Genomic DNA, 20,090 nt, shown 5'->3' with positions numbered 1-20,090 from the left:
TCACAGCCTCTTTTCGACCAGCACCTCGACCCGGCGGTTGAGGGCTCGGCCTTGGCGTGTGCTGTCTTTGGCTACGGGATCGGTGGCTGCGCGGCCTTCGGAACGAACGCGGTCCCGCGGCACTCCGTTCTGAACCAGCATGTCGGCAATGGTCGCCGCGCGCGCTTCGGACAGCCGCTGGTTGGTGGAGAGCGGATTGGAGCTTTGCAGCGGAACGCTGTCGGTGTGACCGACCACCGTGATGTCGCCGATCAGTTCCTGATTGGCGAGGATCACCTTGGCGATAGAACCGATCAGCGGCTCGAAACCTTCTGTCAGTTGTGCTCGCGACGACTGGAACAGTTCGGGGTTCGAGGCCTGAACGACCAGCTTCGCCAGCGAGACGCTCTCGGTGCCTCTGAGGGCCGACTTGAGGTTGGCCGGCGCCCCGGCCTGAAATTCCGGCAACAGCGCAAAATCCACAGCCTCCGGCGGTGGCGCGTCGACCTGTGGCGACGTGCGACTGATATCACCGCGGGTGGGAGGCGGCAGAGCGCGAACAAGGGCGGAAAGCTCGACCGCCTGGCTGCTCAGTCCCATCGAGAGCCCGATATGGATTGCGGTGGCGACAACGGCGGCGGCGAGTGCCATCACCCAGATCGGAACGATGAAGCGCTGCGGCTCGTCAGAGGCGATCACGCCTTTCCAGTTCGGCGACAGCGGCGCGGCTTCGGCGTCGGTGTCGCGCAGGAAGCGTGCCGCCGCCACGCGAACGGCATTGAGCGAACGGTCGCCCGACCGGCCGGGCACGCGATATTTGCCCCGGAAGCCGAGCGCCAGGCAATGGTATTGCAGTTCCAGCAATTCGCGGTCTCTGTTCGGGTGACGCTCCAGTTCATCAAGCCGGGTGAAGAACTGCGTGCCGGCATCGACATCGCCACGAAGCATGACCACAAGCGGCTGACGCGGCCATGCGCTCGCACCGCCCCATGGCGTGTTCAACGCCAGATCGTCGAGCAGCGCCGCCACCACCCAGGCTGCCTGATCGGCCCGCTCCAGCGAGGATCCCGCCGCCATTGCCGTATCGCGTGCCCGAACCAGTTCGTCGAGCAGCCGGGTACGCAGCGCTTCCGGATTCTCCGGCGGCAGCGCGCTTTCAAGTTCGGGCGCGAACTCGAGCAAAGGTGCGAATGCATTCACAAGTGCGTTCGGATGGGTGCGGGACCGTTTTATCGGCGCGCCTGGCAAGAGCGGCGCCATCGGGCGCGGCATCGGCGCACCGGTCAGCCGTATGCGAGTGCGTTCACGATCCTCCGAAAGCCCGAATGGATCATCCCGGCTCATGATTTCACCTGTTCACCGAATAGCAGTCCACCTGCGGCTCGCTCGGCAACACGCCCGAAACGCCGATGACGAAGCCTGGGGCATCGAGCAGCGAGGCCCAGTGCTCGCTCTTCTGGTCCAGCTCAAGGCACAGCCGATCGCCATCGTAGGGGATTTCGCGGGGTTGCGAATGCAGCGGTTTAAGCGGGATGCCGGGCAGGCGGGACTTCCATAAGCCTTCGAACTGATCGGCTGCGCCGACAGTCGCCTGGTTGACGAATATCTTGCGCAGCGCGTCCTCCGACAGCTCGGACCCGACCCGGATGACGATCCGGCTGGCCACCAGAAGCTTCGGGTTGTCGATGCGGATTTTCCAGACATTGGTCGAATGCCGCATGACGGGCAGGGCGCGTGATTTCGGCTCGATGTAGCGCAAGCTCAGGATGAGCGAGCGTAGCGCATCCGCCAGCGCTGAATATGCGGGGCCGGGTGACATGTGATCGTAAGCCGGCAATTCGCCCAGCCGCCGCGCGCTGGAGCCATAGGTCGCCATCGAGCCGGCGAGACCCGCAAGCTCAAGATAAAGTTCGGCCGGATGGAAAACATCCTGCGCCAGCATGTGGGCCAGTCGGGGACGCGCTGCATTGGCGAGATTGAGCATCAACAAATCTTCGACGCTGCGGCCTGGCCCGCCCATGACCATCTTGCCATGCGCCTCGGCGATCTGGTCGAGGCCCGTAACGACTTCCAGAAGCAATTGCCGATACCAGGCCACCGCGCCGGTAACCAAGGTCGGGGGCAGGAACGTCTCATCCAGGGACACCCCACCGTCGGCTCGGACGCCCTTGATATCGGCTATGGGCAAGGCGGTGTAACCGCCAACCGATTTTCCGGGGGCAAGCAGCAATGCCTGAGGACGAGCGATTTCGATCTCTTCAGCGTCCGAACCGCCCTGGACAGCGTCGCGGACCGAAACGATCTTTCCGTGATAGCGCGCGCCCGTGGACGCAGCATGCGCTGGATCGAAGCCGACGCCGCCGGGAGGTTCGAGCGGCAAGGCGACCAGCACCGCTCCGGCGCCCGTATCCGGCGTCACCGGCAGCGGTCGCGGCGCGTCCATCAGGTCCGGGATCGAAAAGGGGGTTCCGTCCGGAAAGATGCCCCGTGCCGACAGGATCGAGACCTGGCCGGCATCGAGCATTGCCTGATCCAGCGTCAGCTGCTGAAAGCCGAACGTGTGCAACTGCCCGGCCTGCAAAGCGCCGCGCACAGTCGCCTCGAAAAAACGATCCTGCTGCTGGAAATGCTGGGTCCGCAGAAACAGTCCTTCGGACCACAGCACCCTGTTTGCATCGCTCATGCCGCCACTCTCTGCATCGAGCACCCCTTGCCTCGGCCGCTAGGCGGAAATTCCGCCGCTACCGAGCGTTACATTGACGGTAAATTGTGATCCGGGCGAAACGGACTTGGTTGTCCGCCAGTTTCTGCCGCCGGGCTCGCGGATCAGCGCAACGAAGCCCAACGCAGTTGCGTCCGGCTCGACGGTAATGATCTTGGTCACGGTCTTTCCCGGCGCGACTGACATCTGGTCGGATCCGATGAGATCGCCTGCGAGCGCGGAGCCGGCATCGCCCTGCAGCGCGAAATAATCGGCCGAATTGAACTTACCGGTGCTGCGCAACCGCATCACCAGGACCGTCACCGGCCGGTCGCCGCCACCTGGTCCCGGGTTCATGCCGGCCGCGCCGGTCAGGTTGACCGTGATGGCCGACGGCTTTGGCGGACCGCTCTGGCAAGCGGTAAGCAGCCCCGTCGCGCCCAGGGCAATGACGAATTCGCGTCGATCGATCATGTCTCACTCCTCCTCATATGCGTCCCGAAAATCCGCGCCAATTTCACCAAGAAAGCTCGTCTCCGCGCTCTGGGCGATTTCACGATGGCGTTTCTGGTAGAGCTCCCACAGCTTGGCGCCACGTCCGCCTGAAAGCAGGGTGCCGATCGCGGAATTCGATTTCAGCTCTTCCTCGATCGCCGCCGGGTCAAACCGGTCAATCATCCGCCGCAAGGCGGTCTGCACGCCGCGCCAGGCGCGCACGTGATGTTGCGCGAGATCGCGGACCGCGTCGGCGATTGCTGCTTCGCCGGCGAGAAATCCGGGGCTGCGCTCGGCGATAATGGTCACGATGGCATCGTCGACCGTCGGCAGAAACTTGAGCGGATTGACCTCAGAGGCCCCGACCATCGTCTGGGCGACGCGAGCGCTTCCCTTTTCCTCTGCTCGCTTGCGCAGAAGCTGCATCAGGCCTTCCATCATCAGCCGATACTCGCGACCGAACTTCTCCATTTCCGCGGCGGTGTCGCGCCCTGGAAAATCGGCTTCCTCGATGCCCAAGCCACGCAGGAACGCCGTGCGAAGCGCCATGTCATTGAGCCCCGCCGCTTCCGTTCGGGCAGCTTTGGCAGCAGCACCCGTTTTTGGTGGAGGAGGCGCCTTAGCCGGTTGCGCGGGCAGGTCCCACGGATTGGCGGATTGCGGTTTTACGGCGACACGTTCGCGCTGATCGGTCGAGCCGGCGCCGTTTCTCAGATCGGGCGTCGCTGCCGGCCCGAAACCGAAATCATCATCGAATTCGGATGGCTTTCCTGGAAAGGACTCGGTTGCACCGTTGCCGGATGGCGCCGGATCGAGGCTGAATGGATCAGCGGGGCCCGGCGCACCACGTGGTTCGGGATAGGCTGCGCCGTTCGGCGCCGGCGTTGCTACCGGGTCGAGGCTGAACGGGTCGTCGAAGGCAGGCGAACTGCGCTGGTTGGCACGCTCGAACGCCCCCGGCACCGGTTGCTCGAACGGGTTCGGCAGATCGGCCGGCCGCGGTCGCCGTGGCTCCTCTTCGATCTTGGCTGAAAAAAAGTCGTCGTGGCCGATGCTGATCGGTACACGAGACGCTGGCGGCGAGCGTTCCGCGACCGACTGACTGCTTGCCGGTGCCTGGGCTACCGGCGACTGCAGGTCGACGCATACGACGTAGTCGCCCAGTCTGAGTCGCATGCCGCTTTGCAGCCGCGCGGACTGGCCAGCGCCGAGCGGGCTGTGGGAGTCGTTTATGAACAGCCCGCTGCTCGACGTGTCGGTAACGAAGTATCCATCCCGCCCGCCGGTGATCTTGCAATGGGCGCGCGAAACGAACATGTCGGGATCGTCGATCTGCCAGCCCGCGTCCGCGCTGCGGCCGATCACCAACTCACCCTCGTCCAGCCGGGTCTGCCTAACCGCCTGGGTACGGGGTCCTTGCTCCAGCGTCAGCAGCAGGCTCATGCCGCGACCTCCGCCAATTCCGGCCGCCATCCGACGATCGTCCGCAGCCGCATATCGTCAGCATCTCCCCTTTCGGGGGGCCGCGCAAGCCAGGCGGTCCGGCCAAGCTGTATCGTTCCGATACGCGACGGCGGCACGGCGTCGCGCGCGAGCACGATCCGCAGATCGACGTCGAGCGCCTCCCCGACCATGTCGCGAACGGCCTGCTTGAACAATTTCAGACGCTGACCACCCGGCAGGAACGCCGTGAAGTCCTCATATCCGAGCGGGCCGACGCGGAGTTCGATCCGGCTTTGACGGCTGAAGACGCGCGGGCCGATCGTCGCCCCGCGACCGAGCGCAGCGTAGGCTTTGCCAAGGCCAGTCTGAAGCGTGGCCGGTATGGTTATCCAAGCGGCGACGAACTCCTTTATCTGGACCGGCACTTTGAACGCTTCCGCCAGGAACAGAGTCAGCCGCTCCGGGCCGTCGACTTGGCTGGCGAGCGAAGCGGCCTGGCGAAGCTTCACCGTGTCGAGATCGGGATTCCCGGTACCAGGCAAGCCGATCCCGGCCATGGCTTCAAGCATGGCGCGAACGCGACCGCCGACCGCGCGTTCCACCTGTACCGCAGGATGAGCATCCGCCCAGGCCCGATAGTATAGGGCGATCATGCGGTGCTGAAGAATATTGACGAAATCCACGAAGGTCGTGTCGCTGGTCTGCCGCGCTTCTGCCCCGGTGAACCAGCGCTGCGACAGGCGATCGAGCACCCAACGCGTCAGATGCAGCGGCAAGGGGCCTTCAGGTCCCATCAGCCCGAGATTTGCAACCGTGACCCGGGCCGGGGCCCTGTCGTTTCCGAAGGACTTGTCCTTCCCCGAGGACTTGTCGTTCCCTGGGGTCTTGTCCTTTGCGTCGCGGAACTCAACTACGTCCTTGGCGGTAAAGCTGAGACGCACATGTTGTCCGAGCCTTGCCGGCTCGCGATCCGGCTGGCCGGAATAGCCGAACAGCCCGCCTCTCCGTTCGAGCCGACGCAACAGTTCGAAGAAGTCGAACGTTTCAGACAGCTCCTCGGCCCGGTCCGGGTCGAATGTGTCTAGATCAGGTAGCGATTGCCGGGCGTCATCGGCCATGGCACATCCTCCTGTTTCTGCAGCAGCCGCGTGCGGGTCCGCACAAAGCCGTTTATTCCGGCGTGGCGGGCAAACAGCCGCGCGAGCAAGGCCGAAAGCAGCAATGTGCTTTGCCCCGCCAGCACAGACTGGTCCACATGCAGCGTCACTTCAGTGCCCCGTCCGAAGCACATCGGCCCATCGATCTGTAGCCGTTCGATGACCGGCCGCGAGTCGATGCGAACGATCGAATGCACGTTGCGGGCGAGGCTTGGATCTCCCCGATCGGCGTAAAGATCGAGCAGCGCATGCAGCGGGTCGACTCCGCGACCTTCCTTGGCAAGGCTGAGAAAGTTGAGCGCGAGTTGCGCCACCAGTCTCCAGGCGAGATTATCGGCGCGGGACTCGTGCTCGGCGCCCGACGGCAGCGCTGCGGGGATAGCCGACTGGGGCGGGCGCAACGCGCCGAGAAGCCTGACCGCTTCGACCGGATCGCCTGTCTCCAGCGTCAAGGTCGGGTTGTCGTCGAGTATCGGCAGATCGCGATTGGTGCAAAGCGCCATAACGTCGAGACGTTTCAGCGGCCGGTTTACCGGGCTTGCGACCGGACGTGAAATCGCCAGGAAGACATCATCCCCGGTGTATGAAGTGCGGGTCAGGCCGTCGCGCCGTTCATCTTCGGTGGCCCGGCGAGGGCGCCGTTCGGTTGAATAAACCCAGCCACTGCCGCGATTTTGCCCGAGGCTGAAGAGTTCGGGAATTTCGGCTTCGTTGCCTTCAGTATCGGCATCCTCGACGCGGGTAACCCGGTAGATTTCGAAATCCCGCGCTCGGGTACGGTCGGCGTGCAGCACCTGGCGCGTCCTGCGGGGATCGAGCTCGATGACGTTGCACTCACGTTCGAACAGATTGATGATCGGGGTTGCGAAGAGCTCGAAATCGGCCGCCGTCACGTCCGCCAGCTCAGGCACCGGACGCCGGAACATGAAGAGGATCTCGATCCCTGCCTCGCATTTGCGGATGACGGGTCGCAGCCCCGAAACCCGTACGTAGTGGAAGCGCTCGGGCATCATGAAATATTCGCGCAGCAGACGGTACCCTTCGAATGTCGGACGGGTACGAGGCATCAACGCCTCGTCGTCGCCGATGCCGACCATTTCGGGTCCCGGCAGGGCAAATAGCGGGTTGGTTTTGCCTTCGGCGCGTGCGCCAACAGCCGAGCACGCGCCGAAGATCGCGTCAAACAAAAGCGGCGCCTTGGTGCGCCCGGCAAAATAGAGATCGAGCCGGTCGAGCGCCAGTTCGTTGAGCTTGCCTTTTCCGGTTCGAGCCAGCGTGATGCGGAGCGCGGCCTCGCCGCCCACACCGCCGATCGGTGTTATGCCGGCCGCTGCCAACCCGCTGCGATCCTGGAAATAACTGACCGACGTGATTGTGATCGGCCACAGCGTCATTTCCTGCGCGGTGGTGAATGTGCAGCGCGTCGACAGGCCGGGTTGTAGGCTGGAGACCAGCCGCGTGTTCCGCTTGATGACATGGCCGGCAATCATCGACTGGACCTGTTGGCCGGGCTTCAGCACGGCCATCGCCGTTGCCGGCGCCGGCGAAACCAGATCGGGATAGAGGACATCGAGCACGCTGCGTGAAAACCGTGAGCGCTCCGCATCGACTTTCAGCCGGGTGCGCGCGGCAAGGAAAGCAACGCCGTCAAGCAGCCGCTCGACATACGGATCCGGACACGGGACCGTATCGAGCGAAAGATTGCGCGCCACAGCCGGATGCATGTCGGCAAATTCCGCCGCGAGTGCACGGATATGGGTCAGTTCCTCCTCGTAATATTCTACGAAGACCCGATCCATCTCAGGCTTCCCTAAATTCGGTCCGCGCCAAGCCGTTATCGAGATTGATCGTGGTGCGCAGGCGCATGCGTTCCGGCGTCGGCGTCATGATCAGCACAGCGTCTATCTCGATCTTCAGCCCCACGGTTCTGTCGCCAAGGGTCACCGTAACCTTTGTTGCGCCCTCCTTGAGACGTGGTTCGAACGTGGCGAGGATGGAACGGATCTCGCGTGCCAGGGCTTCGCGATCAAAGTCGCGGGAGGATCGGCCTGAAAACGAAGGCACGCCGTAGTTGACCACACTTCGGCGAACCTCCGGAAAATCGGCAAGCGATGGTGGGTTGTCGGCGGCCTGTTCGTTTTCGAGATCGGAAAGAAGTGGAACAGCCTCGAAGCGCTCGGTGTTGAACAGCGCCTCGATGTCGCGTCGCACGGCCTCCCTGAGCACGCGGGCGGATACGACCACGCCGCGGCTTTCGATCTCCGCGCGATGCTGGGTTTGAAAGATCAGGCGGTGCAGACGCTGCTTCTGATCGGATGTGAGCTCGGCGTCGGCGTCGATGATCCGCGGGGTTCCCGCAACAAGGATGTCCAGCCGGTCCGCGCCAAGCTCGTCGTGCAAGACTTGGCGCAGTCCGTCTATCTCCGAGGTCACGCCCGGCAGGTCATTGACGAGGCGATCCCAAAGAGAGGGCTGAACCGCTTCGCGTTTCGCTCGCGAACTGCCGGTAACCTGTGGCTTGTCGGCGCCGGGCCGCCGGGCCTCACTTGCCGACATAGACATCCATTTCGATTTCGTCGTCCTTGTCATAGACGAACTTGATCTTCTTGTAGGCGAAGCTGACCTCCTCCTGGATCAGGTCTTCCTCGTCCTCGGCCTGCGACATGTCGTATTCCATGATCGAGGCGTCGGTCAGGGTGACGACCAGGTAATCGCTGGTCTCGCCGTCGATTGTCCGGCGGGCGGAGAACACAACTTCGTCCAGGGCCTTGTTGTCGAACAGCGCCTTTTTCAAATAAGGCGACGACTTGTCATAGTGCTTGGTGAACTTGATCATGCCGAGGGACACACGACCGCGGCGTGAGAGCGAATTCGGATCGTATGGCGCGATTATCTTGTAATCGACCCCGTGGACTTCGATTTCATCTTCGTGGCCGTCTCGAACGCTTGGACCTTTGATATCCGGAACCTTTAGAAAGCCATCGATCTTCACTGTTGTGGGCATAGTCTTTCTCCACCGCTTTTAAAACAAAACAAGATGCTGCTGCTGCAAATCAAGTCTTCACGGACGGTAGTTCCGACACCAACCGGAGCGAGGCGTTGATGCCTTCCAGCTGGTAGTGCGGACGCAGATAGAAGCGGGCATTGTAATAGCCCGGCCGACCCTCGACGCTGTCCACCTGGACCTCCGCAGCGGCAAGCGGGCGCTTGGCGCGCGCCTTGTCGTCGGCGAAGGCCGGGTTGGCCAGCACGTAACGGTTGATCCACTCGGTCAGCCAGATCTGCATGTCCGAGCGCTCCTTGAACGACCCTATCTTGTCGCGCGCGATCGCCTTGAGGTAATGCGCGAAGCGCGAGACCGGGAACAGGTAGGGCAAGTTCGCGCTCAGCCGCTCGTTCGACTGGGCATCCGGGTCGACCAGCCGCCCGGCGCGGGTCTCGTCGTCCTGCAGCGAATGCGCGCCGATGAAGGCCGCGAGATCGGTATTCTTCCGGTGCAGGATCGGCATCAGTCCAAGCTTGGCGAGCTCCGCCTCGCGCCGGTCGTCGATGGCGACCTCCGTCGGGCATTTCATCGCGATCGATCCGTCATCGGTCGGGAAGCTGTGCACCGGCAGGTTGAGCACCGTGCCGCCATTCTCGACGCCGCGGATCTGCGTGCCCCAACCATAGAGCTTATGGCTGCGGTTGATGTTGACGCCCATCGGGAAGGCGGCATTCATCCAGACATATTTGTTATGGTCGCCCTGCACCTCTTCCTCGAAGGTGAAGCCCTTCACCGGAACTGTGTCGGTGCCGTAAGGCAGCCGCGCCAGCACACGCGGCATGGTAAGGCCGATATAACGCGCATCCTCGCTCTCGCGAAGCGATTGCCACGAGGCGTAGGCCGGATTCGACACGATCATCTGCAGGTCCTGCGGGTTCGGCAGTTCCTGCCAGCTGTCCATTCGGAACAGGCGAGGCGAGGCGGCCGCGATGAACGGCGTATGCGCGGAGGCACACACACCCGACATATTGCGCAGTAGGCCGACGTCGCGCGGATGGTTCGAGAATTCGTAGGCGCCGACCAGGCAACCGATCGGCTCGCCGCCCAGCATCGAATACTCGTCCGTGTAGACCTTCTTGAAGATCGGGCTCTGGTCCCACATCTGGCCTTCATAGTCTTCGAGCGTGTCGGCCAGCTGTTCCTTGGAAATGTTCATCACCCGGATCTTCAACTTCTGATCCGTCTCGGTGTTGTTGATGAGGTACCAGAGGCCACGCCACGTGCCCTCCATCTCGCGCACTTCCGGCGCGTGCAGGATCTCGTTGACCTGCGTCGTCAGCATCTTGTCGATGCCTGCGATCAGCGACTTGATCGACTTGATCGCATTGGACGAAATGGTGGTGGTATCGGAACGGGATTGCGCGGCCAGTGCCAGGTTGCGCACGAGTTGCTGCAGCTTCTCGCTGTCGTCCTTCTTGACCTTGAAATCCTTCTCCAGCAGCCCGCTGAATTCTCCGAGGTCTATTGCTTCCGCCTCAGCGGTGACGGCTGCGGTTTTTTGCTGTTCGGCCATGACTTACTCCCCAGCCTTGTCGTCGTCGGATAGTGCCTGGTTGGCGATCTTGCCGAGAAGCGGCTCGTTGTTCAGAAGTTGTGCGATGCGCTTTTCGGCGTCGACACGACCATCCATGAAGCCGAGCAGTTCCTCGAGCTGACGACGCATCTTGAGGATCTCAGCCAATTGCGGGACCTGCTCCGCGATCTTGTCCGGGGCGAAATCGCCCATCTTGGTGAAGGTGAGGTCAAGCGCCAGTTCCTCGTCGCGCTCCTGGCCTTCGGCTTGCGGCAGCGTGTTTTTCACCCGCGCCTTCACCCGAGGCCCGAGCGCCTCCATGAACTTGGGAAAGCGGTTCGCATCGGTCTCGACGAAGGCGCGGTCGAGCACCGACTTCATCGCTTCCTTGGTCTGCGAGGCGCCGGAAAGATCGGCCATCACCCCCATGACGAACGGCAATTCGATTGTCGTCGGGCTGCCGTAGGTTTCAACGTCGTAGGCGATCTGTACGCGAGGGGCGCGATTTCGTTCGATGACCTTCGCTTTGCTTTCGGCTGGCATGTGTTGTTACCTTTCATCCTTCTGGGCCGCCTTCTTGGCATCGGGAACGCCGGCCAGGAGCCGGAATTCCTTCAACCCCGACGGGGCGAGGTCTTCCATCAGTTCAACGAAATCCATGTGCACCATCCGGCGCACGCGCCGCGCCAGATGCGGGATCGGGCTCGACGGTTCGGTGCGGTCGTAGAAGGCGACGACGAGGTCGAGGCATTTGACGACGTCGTCGCGGGACGAGATCCGGTCGGGCAGGCCGCTGCTGCCGGACTCCGCGTAGCTTCCCGCACTTGCCATCGTATCGGCTCCATGACCGTTTCGAACAGACGTGGCCGGTTCTGCAGGTGCCGAAGTTGGCTTTGCGGCGCCATTCGGTGTGGCGCCAACGACCGAGTTTCGTTCGAGGGTCGTCAGCAAACGCTGCAGAAATCGTTTTAATTCCGGAACGGTGGCGCCGCTGCCCTCGATACGGGCATTGAGGGCGATCTCCACCGCCTCCAAGGCCGCGATCGCGGCACGAGCATCGCTGACGAGCGATGTCATCTCCGCGCCGGCCTGGTCGATTTGTGCGACGCATGCGCTGCGCACCCGGTTCACCAACTGGCTGTGCGCGCTCGCCAGAGCCGCTTTTTCGGTCGCGTTCAGTCCCGAGGACGCCTCCTGAAGCATGATACGCTCGTCGAGCGCGCCCTTCTCCAGGTCCTCGCCGAGAATCGGACCGATTGCACGCGGCGCGAAAAACGTCAGTTTCCGCAGATCCTTGAGCAGGCCATCCTGGCTGTTCTGGAGGTCAGCCAGCGCATTGATGCGGCGCAGGGCAGCGTCGCGCGGGGTAGCACCGAGCCGCAGGGCCGGATGCATGGTTGCCCAATGCTGGTCGAAGGTCTGCGCTATGAGGGTCAGGCCGTCAGCCAGCCCGGCCAGCCGATACTCGTTGGCCAGAGCACGCGTGACGATGACGAGCAGGCGCAGGTCCCGGCCGTGTGGGCGCAGCTCCTCGGCCTTGGCGAGCACGGCCGGCCAGTCGATCGGAACGTCAACTTCTGTGTTCTTGCTTCCTTGAAACTCGACCTTTTTCTGCTGCTCCGTGAGGCGCTCCAGCTCGTGGAAAGCCGGGTCGTTGCGCAAATCCTCCCCGGACGGATTCTCACCGTCGACAGGATTGAGCCAGAGTGCGAGATCAATCACACCAACCCCCAACTAGCGGCCCTTGGACCCCTAAGTGACCCAACGTTATCACACGCCATCACTTTATCACAATTAAGCAGTTGCTCAAAAACTAACAGAAGCTAAACACGGCTGTTTACCTTCGCTGAAACCGTTGCGCGATCGCCGGACCGTGTATGTGAAATGCTTCGCATAGCGGGGAGGCAATCGGGTGTTTGTTGCGCCGGAATACGGCACGTCACCTGACCGGGAGACGCCGCGTGGGTCGGCATCCGGGCGGCTTATCCATCACATGCTTTGTCAAGCAGCGGCTTATGTGGCAGGGTATCGATTGCCAGATCTCGGGAGCACGTTCAATGGAACAGCGCCGGTCATCGCAGAGCGTCAAACGCAAGGAACTGGTCGGTAAGCTAAATCCTGTCTGTGTGCGCGCCTTCAAGGCCGCGGCCGATACCGCAAAGCTGCGCGGCAATCCCTACGTCGAACTCGTCCATTTCATCGAACAACTGGTGCTTTCCGATCGCTCGGATGTGCAAATGGTCATTGCCGATGCGGGAGTGGACGCAAGCCGGCTTACCGCCGACATGACCCGCGCCGTCGACAAGCTGCCCTATGGCGCGACTTCGATCGAGGAATTCTCCGACCATATCTTTCATGCCATCCAGGAGGGTTGGAACCTGGCGGGGCTGGAGTTCAACGTTGAGGAGGTCCGCAGCGCCTATATTCTCCTCGCTTGTCTGAAGACGCCAGTGCTGGAGGGCCTGCTGTCGAAGATCAGCGGAGAATTCGACAAGATCGACGCCGACGGGGTTGTCGCGCGATTCACCGACGTGGTGGAGGGGTCGCTCGAAGCTGGCGCCTCCGCGGCAGCCCCTGCTGCCGAGACCCCTAGGCGGGCTCCGGGAGGCGACTCGGCGCTGGCGAAATATGCCACCGATCTGACCCAGCGCGCCCGCGACGGCAAGATCGATCCGGTCGTCGGCCGTGATCCGGAGATCAGGCAGATCGTCGATATCCTGATGCGACGCCGGCAAAACAACCCGATCCTGACCGGCGAGGCCGGCGTCGGCAAGACAGCTGTGGTCGAGGGGTTTGCCTTGCGCATTGCCGAGGGAGACGTGCCGCCGACGCTGCAAGGTGTCAGCGTGCGTATGCTCGACGTCGGATTGATGCAGGCAGGCGCAAGCGTAAAGGGCGAGTTCGAAAAGCGGCTGAAGGCGGTCATCGACGAGGTTCAATCCTCCGAGACGCCAGTCATCCTGTTTATCGACGAGGCTCATACCTTGATCGGCGCGGGCGGGGCGGCCGGAACGGGCGATGCTGCCAATCTGCTGAAACCGGCGCTGGCGCGCGGCGAACTTCGCACCATCGCGGCGACGACATGGGCCGAATATAAGCAGCACATCGAGAAAGACCCCGCGCTGACACGCCGCTTCCAGGTGGTCAAGATCGACGAGCCGTCTGAGGCGGTGGCCGTTCTCATGTTGCGCGGTGTGGCCGGCGTGTTGGAGCAACACCACAAGGTGCAGATACTCGATGAGGCGATCGAGGCGGCGGTCGGCCTGTCGCACCGCTATATCCCGGCGCGGCAATTACCGGACAAGGCGGTGAGCCTTCTCGACACTGCCTGCGCCCGTGTCGCCATTTCGCAGCATGCCACCCCGGCCGAGGTCGAGGACATTCTGCGCCGCCGTCAGGCACTGGAGGTCGAGCGCGGCATCATCGGCCGCGAGGCGGCGATCGGCATCGAAGTGGCTGACCGGCAGGCGCGGGTCGAAGCGGGACTTGCCGAAGCCGAAGGCATGCTTGCCGCTGCGCAGGAACGTTGGGATCGGGAAAAGGCGCTGGTTGGCGAGATACTCGAACTGCGCGCCAGGCTGCGCGGCGAGGGTGTGCCGCTCGATGCGGTGGAAACTCCGGAGGCGGTCGCCGAAACAGCAGGCGCCGATGCGCCTGAGATCAAAGCACCTGAGATCGAAACGCCTGAAACCGATGCGGGTGCAACGGCCACTGCCGGTCCTTCTCCACCCGATCCGGCTGCTGACCTCGCGCGGCTGCGGGAACTGATGGCCGAACTGGCCGAAGCGCAGGGTGAGACGCCGCTGATCCTGCCGTCAGTCGACCGCAACGCTGTGGCTGCCGTGGTCCAGGACTGGACTGGGATTCCCACTGGCAGGATGCTGTCGAGCCAGACCGAAAAGGCGCTACGGCTCGCCGCAACCTTGTCCGAACGCGTGGTCGGCCAGGATCACGCCATGGAAATGATTGCCAAGCGCGTGCAGACCAGCCGCGCCGGGCTCGGCGCGCCCGAAAAACCAGTGGGGGTCCTTCTGCTCTGCGGTCCATCGGGCGTGGGCAAGACCGAGACCGCGCTGGCCTTGGCCGAGACGCTTTACGGCGGCGAGCAAAACCTGATCTCGATCAACATGTCCGAGTTCCAGGAGGCGCATACGGTCTCCACCCTGAAAGGCGCACCGCCCGGATATGTCGGCTATGGCAAGGGTGGCATCCTGACCGAAGCGGTGCGGCGCAAGCCCTATTCGGTGATCCTGCTCGACGAGGTCGAAAAGGCGCATCCGGACGTGCACGAAATCTTCTTCCAGGTTTTCGACAAGGGGATGATGGATGACAGCGAGGGCCGCCGGATCGATTTCAAGAACACGCTGATCCTGCTCACCTCCAATGTCGGCTCCGAGGTCATCATGGATCGGACCAGGAACGGCACCGTCCGCTCCGGGCTCCAAGATCTCGACACCGCCCTGCGCAGCCCGCTGCTAAAGGTCTTCCCGGCGGCCTTCCTCGGCCGTGTCGTGACTATTCCTTATTACCCGCTTTCGGACACGATGATCGAATCAATCACCCAGCACCAGTTTGCCAAGATCGCCCGCCGGCTGCGGGCAACCAACGACGCCGAGTTGGTGATCGGCGACGGTGTCATGGACCTGGTCAAGGCCCGCTGCACCGAGATCGAATCCGGCGGGCGCATGATCGATGCCATTCTGACGAACACGCTTCTACCGGAATTAAGCCGCGGGGTGCTGAACCGGTCGCTCGAGGGCAAAAAGATGACAAAGGTGACGGTTGGAGCCTCCGAAGGCGGTTTCACCTATTCTTTCGAATAGTTGAGGAGCGACTCTGACGAAACATCCGACGGCTGCTTCAGCCGACGCGTCGGTGCGCTAGATGCGGCGGGTGGGGCAGTCAGCCTGTAGAGCTGGGGTCGGCTGGATCTACCCACGGGCGGCCCAATCGTGTCACCATCGCCGCGTATCCAATGGCACCTGCCGCCCAAAGGAAGATGCCAAGCTCTTTAACGGCGTCTTCGGCGATGGCGACCGCCGAGCCCGGGGTAGGAAACAGTTCTCCCAGCTGGTCGATCGATGCTGACATCGCGAGTAGGAAGCCTGCAACTACAAATACGATCGTGCCGTCGAATGTCTTCCGTCGCAGCCGAAAGAACCAGAACAACCCGGCGGCGGCGTAGGCAATCATCGCAACGATCTCTGGTATCGCAACAATGGGCAGCACCTCCTCATGGATCAACAACAGGTCATCAAGGCCCAAGAGCAGGGTAAGGCCGCCGAGGAAAGTGCAATCCCATCGGTGCGTGAGCAGGCCAGCAAACAGGGTCACCGCGCCGGAGCCGATCCATAGTGAAGCACCTAGGGACGAAATCCACCCCGTATAGAAGCCGACTTCGGCGGCTGCATATGGATCTCGATAAAAGATCCAAGCGTCCAGACCACGAATTTGCGCGAAGAACAGCGCGGCTAAGAGCATCACAACTTTAACCGCCGCCGCCGCCAGTATGACTAAGCGCCAGGGTATCGTCCATTCGCCGCCATCCGTTGTGTTCAGCGCGTTCTTGTCTGGCATTGTCTATTGTCATTGAAAACTGAGACGAATTACATTCTGACCCAAATGATTAAGAAGTACTAGCTGGCTCTTAAACACCTTCAAGCACGCTCAAACCGTGAAGGCGAGGCCCTGTTCCATTAAAGTTTAACGACTGCGAAAGCGCACTGGAAAGCACGTGCGGTAACAGTTGGTTCAACCATTGCTGGTATTCTAAAGGAGTAGTGTGGAAGCGGCTCCGGCAGTGAGGCGGGTTGCTGAATTGCCGGAGCCGCCTGCGCAGCCTTTGGGGTTAACCGCGCTGTCCCAGAATAGGACAGCGCGGTCAACGATTCGTTAAAATGCGAACTAATTTAGTGCATGCTAATTTGAAACGCAGTCTTGCGAGTCAATGCATGCGCATCAGTCTCAAAGGCGACCAAAGTGCGCGTTTGCTCAGGCCTCATGCCTCAGCCAGTCACGCGTCTCGTTGAGACGCCGGATCCAGACTTTGTTTTCCTCGATAGGCGAGATGGGTGTCCCGAATGGAAGCCCAAAGGCAGCCCGTCTTCTCAGACCCATGTCGTCGGCAGCTCCTGCCAGCGTCACAGTGACGGCAAACTGCCCAGCGCGGAACGCAGCAATTGCGGCTTCGATCTGTTGAACAGCCGCTTCGTGCTTGGTGGCAATGAAGACCCGGTAGAACGGCCGATTCCCTCTAGCCATGTTGCCCCGGAAGGGATGGGCAATTTCTTCTAAAAGCTAAGTTTTTGAAATTGTTGGCTCCCCGGGCCGGATTCGAACCAGCGACCAACCGGTTAACAGCCGGTTGCTCTACCACTGAGCTACCGGGGAACAGAGGCTCTCATGTGAGTGGCGCAGCCTATAGCAAACCCGTTTCGGCTTTGCAAAGAAGCATTTCGTTTTTTTCGGCGCTTTTTCACGCCCCGATTTCTGGCAATCATGTGCGGGCGGCCTCATATGAGCCGTCTGACAGGAAGCGCGGAACCGAAAAGCGGTTGCGGCTTTTGTTAGCTGGTGCTTTTATTTTGCCCGAACGGACCCGCCAACCAGACATGAGCGCAGCAAGCCACAACCATCCACCGGCACGCAAAATATCGATCTTCGGCCGTCAGTTCACGATGCCGCGCTCGCGCGGCCTCAGGATTGCGATCGGCGCCGTGCTGATTTTCGGCGGCATTCTTGGCTTCCTGCCGCTGCTGGGCTTCTGGATGATACCGGTTGGGTTGCTGGTGCTCTCCTACGAGTTTGCCCTGGTGCGCCGTCATCGGCGCCGGCTCGTCGTGTGGTGGGAACGGCGGCGGCGGCCGAACTGACGGTTTGCACCGCGTGGTAAGCCTCCGGGATGGGGCGTCTTTCCGGCTCGACCTAAGCCCGGCTAATGCCCGGAGCGCTTTCCCAGCTGGCGCAATTCTCCTTCAGAACGGCGGAACCTTCTGCTTACCCATCGTAAGATCCGGGCGCCAGACTTTACCTTTGCCATATTCCGTACTTAACGCTTAACTAATGTATTAGATGCAGCATGTATGTCGACGATTCGACACGTGGCAACATGGCCCAGGGGAAACCGTCCGGAATGCACCATGGCCGCTTGACGGCATTTTCGCCGCAACCTATTGGAACCGGGTGGAACGCCGGGAGCAATGAGGCCTCGTGGCGGAGTGGTTACGCAGAGGACTGCAAATCCTTGCACCCCGGTTCGATTCCGGGCGAGGCCTCCAATTACCCAAGCTCCCGCGCACCGGCGCCAGGGAGCTTGAGTTCCGGTCGAAATGAGCCGCGGTCTTGGCGCGGCAAGCAGATTGGTTTTGGGCGGATTGGTTGGAACATGAGCGCTGATTTTGCCGAACGCCGGGTAAAAATGGTCGATGGCCAGGTCCGCACCACCGACGTGACCAGCGCACCGTTGCTCGACGCAATGCTTGCCGTGCCGCGCGAGGCCTTTGTCGCCCCCGGCCAGCGCGATCTCGCCTATATCGACGAGGACATCCGCATTGCCAATGGAGCGGATGGCCCACGCTATCTCATGGAGCCTTCGCCGCTGGCCAAGCTGATGCAACTGGCCGAAATTGACCCGGGCGATTCGGCGCTCGATGTCGGCTGCGGCACCGGCTATGCTGCGGCGATCCTGTCGCGGCTGGCAAAATCGGTCGTTGCGCTGGAAAGCGATCCGGCATTGGCCGAGACCGCCATGTCGACGCTTTCGGCGCTGGGCTGCGACAATGTCACCGTGGTCAAGGGATCGCTGCCAGAAGGCCATGCCGCGGGGGCGCTCTACGACGTCATTTTCATTGGCGGCAGTGTGGAAAAGGTGCCGGCGGCGCTGCTCGACCAGCTTGCCGAAGGCGGCCGTCTCGTCGCCGTCGAAGGGCAGGGGAATTCGGGTGTAGCCCGATTATTTTTTAAGACAGGGGGGGTTGTAACCGGAAGAGGCGCATTTAATGCGGCAATTAAGCCACTACCGGGATTTGAACGTATCCGTGCGTTTGAGTTCTGAATGATTTTGGCTTGCAGCAAAGGCGTTGTCATGTTCGCTTGCGCTTGAACAATCGTTGCTGATCCGCATGACTGGGGTACTCTTGGGGGCTGACAGCAGGGAACCTGAAACACATCGCGCCGGCTGCTCGAATGGCAGGAGCCGGCGCGGTGTGGTTCCCATGCAAAACGAATGAGGGAATAACGTGCCGTCTTTACGCAAGAGTCTTTTTACCGCCGTCCTTGTCTCCGCGACCGCGCTTTCTCCGGTGGCCGCCTCGGCGGAAACCATTCTTGGCGCACTTTCAAAAGCCTACCAGAACAATTCCCAGCTCAATTCAGCCCGCGCCGGCGTCCGCGTTACCGACGAGGGCGTTGCCATCGCCAAATCCGGCTGGCGCCCGACCATCAACGGATCCGCGGACATCGACTTCTCCAGAAGCCATTTCGATGCCCGTAGGGGGTCGAACCGAAACATCTCATTGACCACCGGTAACTTCGGCGTCCAGATCGACCAGACCCTGTTCGATGGCTTTCAGACCAGGAACAATGTCGCCGCCGCCGAATCGCAGGTCCGCGCCTCGGTCGAGAGCCTGCGCAACACCGAAGAGAACATTCTGTTCAACGCGGCAAGCGCCTACATGGACGTGATCCGCGACCGCCAAGTGGCGGTGCTGACGGAGCAGAACTTGCAGTTCCTGACCGAGCAGGCGCGCGCGGCGCGTTCGCGCTTCGAGGTCGGCGAAGGCACCCGCACCGACGTGGCCCAGGCCGATGCCGAGCGCTCCTCTGCCGTGGCGGAACTGGCCGCCGCCCGCGCGCAGGCGCTGGCAAGCGCTGCGACCTATCGCCAGATCGTCGGTGACGAGCCGGGCCGGCTCAGGGCCGCTTCACCGCTGTCGAAGCTGTTGCCGTCGAACCTCGATGCGGCGATCGCGATCGCATCCAGCGAGCACCCCGCCATCCTCGCCACCCAACATCTGGTCGACGCGGCTGCGTTTTCGGTGAAATCGGCCGAAGGCGCGCTGCTGCCGCAGCTTTCGGCTTCCGCCGGCGTTTCCAGCGCCTTTCGCAGAACGGCTCCGGGCTCTGCCGATACAGGGCAGGATGGTACAACCAATTCGGCCAGCATCGGCGCCACGTTGACTATACCGATCTATTCGGGCGGCCGGACCTCGGCGATAGTGCGTCAGAACAAGGAATCGCTCAGCCAGGCCCGGATCGAGGTCGATGTCAGCCGCGACACCGTGCGGCAAGCCGTGACCTCGGCATGGACGCAATATACTGCCGCTCAGCAGACCGTGGTGGCCAACAGGCAGGTGATCGCCGCCGCGCAGCTTGCCTTGAGCGGCGTCATCGAGGAGCGCAATGTCGGCCAGCGCACCACGCTCGACGTTCTCAACGCGCAGGCCACTCTCATCACCGCCAAGATCAACCAGGCCAGTTCCGAACGCGATCTGGTGGTGGCGAGCTATGCCATCCTGTCGGCGGTCGGTCGTCTGTCTGTCGATCGTCTCGCCCTTAAGGTGGTTAAATACAAGCCCGAAGAACATTACAATGCGGTCAAGGACAAGTGGATCGGCCTGCGCACGCCCGACGGCCGCTGATCGCTCCACCAGTTCCAAATTCCGTCCAATTTCCGGCATTAGAGCCCGCGCGTTCCCAAGGAATGCGCGGGCTCTAATCTGTTGAAATCCGATACGCCCTCAGTTTGGGGATTCTCGT

At 62.1% G+C, this 20,090-nt stretch carries 17 protein-coding genes and 2 tRNA genes; 5 read left to right on the top strand and 14 right to left on the bottom strand.

Translation table 11 applies throughout. The features are described 5' to 3' along the window. The 11 genes from icmH to tssA are packed head-to-tail and all read right to left on the bottom strand — an operon-like array spanning window position 1 to window position 12,056. Window positions 1-1,323 (bottom strand): type IVB secretion system protein IcmH/DotU, encoded by a 1,323-nt coding sequence (icmH, locus tag AC0L26_RS15095; protein WP_473633251.1) that lies wholly within the window; start codon window positions 1,321-1,323, stop codon window positions 1-3. A 4-nt stretch (window positions 1,324-1,327) separates the two neighbouring features. After that, window positions 1,328-2,662, bottom strand: a complete 1,335-nt coding sequence (gene tssK, locus AC0L26_RS15090; protein WP_352931618.1) for a type VI secretion system baseplate subunit TssK — start codon at window positions 2,660-2,662, stop codon at window positions 1,328-1,330. A gap of 39 nt (window positions 2,663-2,701) precedes the next feature. Then, complete coding sequence (gene tssJ / locus AC0L26_RS15085) at window positions 2,702-3,154, bottom strand: type VI secretion system lipoprotein TssJ (protein ID WP_473633250.1); 453 nt, start codon at window positions 3,152-3,154, stop codon at window positions 2,702-2,704. Window positions 3,155-3,157: 3 nt separating this feature from the next. Then, window positions 3,158-4,618: a type VI secretion system-associated FHA domain protein TagH gene (gene tagH / locus AC0L26_RS15080; RefSeq protein ID WP_473633249.1), complete on the bottom strand. Its 1,461-nt coding sequence runs from the start codon at window positions 4,616-4,618 to the stop codon at window positions 3,158-3,160. Further along, the gene (gene tssG, locus AC0L26_RS15075) at window positions 4,615-5,736 is read right to left on the bottom strand and encodes a type VI secretion system baseplate subunit TssG (RefSeq protein ID WP_473633248.1); all 1,122 of its coding nucleotides are present in this window, start codon (window positions 5,734-5,736) and stop codon (window positions 4,615-4,617) included. The genes tagH and tssG overlap by 4 nt, the downstream gene beginning before the upstream one ends. Continuing rightward, window positions 5,700-7,574 carry a type VI secretion system baseplate subunit TssF gene (tssF, locus tag AC0L26_RS15070; protein ID WP_473633247.1) on the bottom strand — a complete coding sequence of 625 codons (1,875 nt, stop codon included), beginning with the start codon at window positions 7,572-7,574 and terminating at the stop codon, window positions 5,700-5,702. Before tssF ends, tssG begins: the two co-directional genes overlap by 37 nt. A 1-nt stretch (window position 7,575) precedes the next feature. Continuing rightward, window positions 7,576-8,331 (bottom strand): type VI secretion system baseplate subunit TssE, encoded by a 756-nt coding sequence (tssE, locus tag AC0L26_RS15065; protein WP_473633246.1) that lies wholly within the window; start codon window positions 8,329-8,331, stop codon window positions 7,576-7,578. After that, a complete protein-coding gene (locus AC0L26_RS15060) occupies window positions 8,318-8,779 on the bottom strand; it encodes an Hcp family type VI secretion system effector (RefSeq protein WP_006329708.1) in 462 nt (153 codons plus the stop codon). Before AC0L26_RS15060 ends, tssE begins: the two co-directional genes overlap by 14 nt. A 49-nt stretch (window positions 8,780-8,828) precedes the next feature. Continuing rightward, window positions 8,829-10,334, bottom strand: coding sequence for a type VI secretion system contractile sheath large subunit (tssC, locus tag AC0L26_RS15055; protein WP_354487220.1), 1,506 nt, complete (start codon window positions 10,332-10,334; stop codon window positions 8,829-8,831). Between the two features lie 3 nt (window positions 10,335-10,337). Next, the gene (gene tssB, locus AC0L26_RS15050) at window positions 10,338-10,877 is read right to left on the bottom strand and encodes a type VI secretion system contractile sheath small subunit (protein ID WP_352931604.1); all 540 of its coding nucleotides are present in this window, start codon (window positions 10,875-10,877) and stop codon (window positions 10,338-10,340) included. A gap of 6 nt (window positions 10,878-10,883) precedes the next feature. After that, window positions 10,884-12,056 carry a type VI secretion system protein TssA gene (tssA, locus tag AC0L26_RS15045; protein WP_473633245.1) on the bottom strand — a complete coding sequence of 391 codons (1,173 nt, stop codon included), beginning with the start codon at window positions 12,054-12,056 and terminating at the stop codon, window positions 10,884-10,886. 335 nt (window positions 12,057-12,391) lie between these two features. On the opposite strand from tssA, the gene tssH reads away from it, so the two are divergent. Continuing rightward, window positions 12,392-15,157: a type VI secretion system ATPase TssH gene (gene tssH, locus AC0L26_RS15040; RefSeq protein WP_473633244.1), complete on the top strand. Its 2,766-nt coding sequence runs from the start codon at window positions 12,392-12,394 to the stop codon at window positions 15,155-15,157. 79 nt (window positions 15,158-15,236) lie between these two features. Here the strand turns inward: tssH and AC0L26_RS15035 are convergent, their stop codons facing one another. The 3 genes from AC0L26_RS15035 to AC0L26_RS15025 all read right to left on the bottom strand — a co-directional run bounded on the left by AC0L26_RS15035 (window position 15,237) and on the right by AC0L26_RS15025 (window position 16,724). Further along, window positions 15,237-15,911: a hypothetical protein gene (locus AC0L26_RS15035; RefSeq protein WP_473633243.1), complete on the bottom strand. Its 675-nt coding sequence runs from the start codon at window positions 15,909-15,911 to the stop codon at window positions 15,237-15,239. A 414-nt stretch (window positions 15,912-16,325) separates the two neighbouring features. Next, the gene (locus AC0L26_RS15030) at window positions 16,326-16,595 is read right to left on the bottom strand and encodes a hypothetical protein (RefSeq protein WP_473633242.1); all 270 of its coding nucleotides are present in this window, start codon (window positions 16,593-16,595) and stop codon (window positions 16,326-16,328) included. A 54-nt stretch (window positions 16,596-16,649) separates the two neighbouring features. Next, window positions 16,650-16,724 (bottom strand) — tRNA-Asn (locus tag AC0L26_RS15025). A 221-nt stretch (window positions 16,725-16,945) separates the two neighbouring features. Here AC0L26_RS15025 and AC0L26_RS15020 point away from each other — a divergent pair. The 4 genes from AC0L26_RS15020 (at window position 16,946) to AC0L26_RS15005 (ending at window position 19,972) form a co-directional block, all read left to right on the top strand. Beyond that, window positions 16,946-17,206 (top strand): hypothetical protein, encoded by a 261-nt coding sequence (locus AC0L26_RS15020; RefSeq protein ID WP_473633541.1) that lies wholly within the window; start codon window positions 16,946-16,948, stop codon window positions 17,204-17,206. Between the two features lie 331 nt (window positions 17,207-17,537). After that, a tRNA-Cys gene (locus tag AC0L26_RS15015) sits at window positions 17,538-17,611 on the top strand. A 107-nt stretch (window positions 17,612-17,718) separates the two neighbouring features. Beyond that, window positions 17,719-18,387, top strand: a complete 669-nt coding sequence (locus AC0L26_RS15010; protein ID WP_473633241.1) for a protein-L-isoaspartate O-methyltransferase family protein — start codon at window positions 17,719-17,721, stop codon at window positions 18,385-18,387. Between the two features lie 184 nt (window positions 18,388-18,571). Beyond that, window positions 18,572-19,972 (top strand): TolC family outer membrane protein, encoded by a 1,401-nt coding sequence (locus tag AC0L26_RS15005; protein WP_473633240.1) that lies wholly within the window; start codon window positions 18,572-18,574, stop codon window positions 19,970-19,972. The last annotated feature ends 118 nt before the right edge of the window (window positions 19,973-20,090 follow it).

This window comes from Mesorhizobium sp. WSM4823, assembly GCF_055811195.1.
This window is presented reverse-complemented; position numbering and strand designations above follow the sequence as displayed.

What these genes read in the sequence shown, in the direction of transcription:
- icmH (WP_473633251.1), bottom strand. Translation starts at nt 1,323, where the DNA reads ATGAGCCGGGATGATCCATTCGGGCTTTCGGAGGATCGTGAACGCACT.
- tssK (WP_352931618.1), bottom strand. Translation starts at nt 2,662, where the DNA reads ATGAGCGATGCAAACAGGGTGCTGTGGTCCGAAGGACTGTTTCTGCGG.
- tssJ (WP_473633250.1), bottom strand. Translation starts at nt 3,154, where the DNA reads ATGATCGATCGACGCGAATTCGTCATTGCCCTGGGCGCGACGGGGCTG.
- tagH (WP_473633249.1), bottom strand. Translation starts at nt 4,618, where the DNA reads ATGAGCCTGCTGCTGACGCTGGAGCAAGGACCCCGTACCCAGGCGGTT.
- tssG (WP_473633248.1), bottom strand. Translation starts at nt 5,736, where the DNA reads ATGGCCGATGACGCCCGGCAATCGCTACCTGATCTAGACACATTCGAC.
- tssF (WP_473633247.1), bottom strand. Translation starts at nt 7,574, where the DNA reads ATGGATCGGGTCTTCGTAGAATATTACGAGGAGGAACTGACCCATATC.
- tssE (WP_473633246.1), bottom strand. Translation starts at nt 8,331, where the DNA reads ATGTCGGCAAGTGAGGCCCGGCGGCCCGGCGCCGACAAGCCACAGGTT.
- AC0L26_RS15060 (WP_006329708.1), bottom strand. Translation starts at nt 8,779, where the DNA reads ATGCCCACAACAGTGAAGATCGATGGCTTTCTAAAGGTTCCGGATATC.
- tssC (WP_354487220.1), bottom strand. Translation starts at nt 10,334, where the DNA reads ATGGCCGAACAGCAAAAAACCGCAGCCGTCACCGCTGAGGCGGAAGCA.
- tssB (WP_352931604.1), bottom strand. Translation starts at nt 10,877, where the DNA reads ATGCCAGCCGAAAGCAAAGCGAAGGTCATCGAACGAAATCGCGCCCCT.
- tssH (WP_473633244.1), top strand. Translation starts at nt 12,392, where the DNA reads ATGGAACAGCGCCGGTCATCGCAGAGCGTCAAACGCAAGGAACTGGTC.
- AC0L26_RS15035 (WP_473633243.1), bottom strand. Translation starts at nt 15,911, where the DNA reads ATGCCAGACAAGAACGCGCTGAACACAACGGATGGCGGCGAATGGACG.
- AC0L26_RS15030 (WP_473633242.1), bottom strand. Translation starts at nt 16,595, where the DNA reads ATGGCTAGAGGGAATCGGCCGTTCTACCGGGTCTTCATTGCCACCAAG.
- AC0L26_RS15020 (WP_473633541.1), top strand. Translation starts at nt 16,946, where the DNA reads ATGAGCGCAGCAAGCCACAACCATCCACCGGCACGCAAAATATCGATC.
- AC0L26_RS15010 (WP_473633241.1), top strand. Translation starts at nt 17,719, where the DNA reads ATGAGCGCTGATTTTGCCGAACGCCGGGTAAAAATGGTCGATGGCCAG.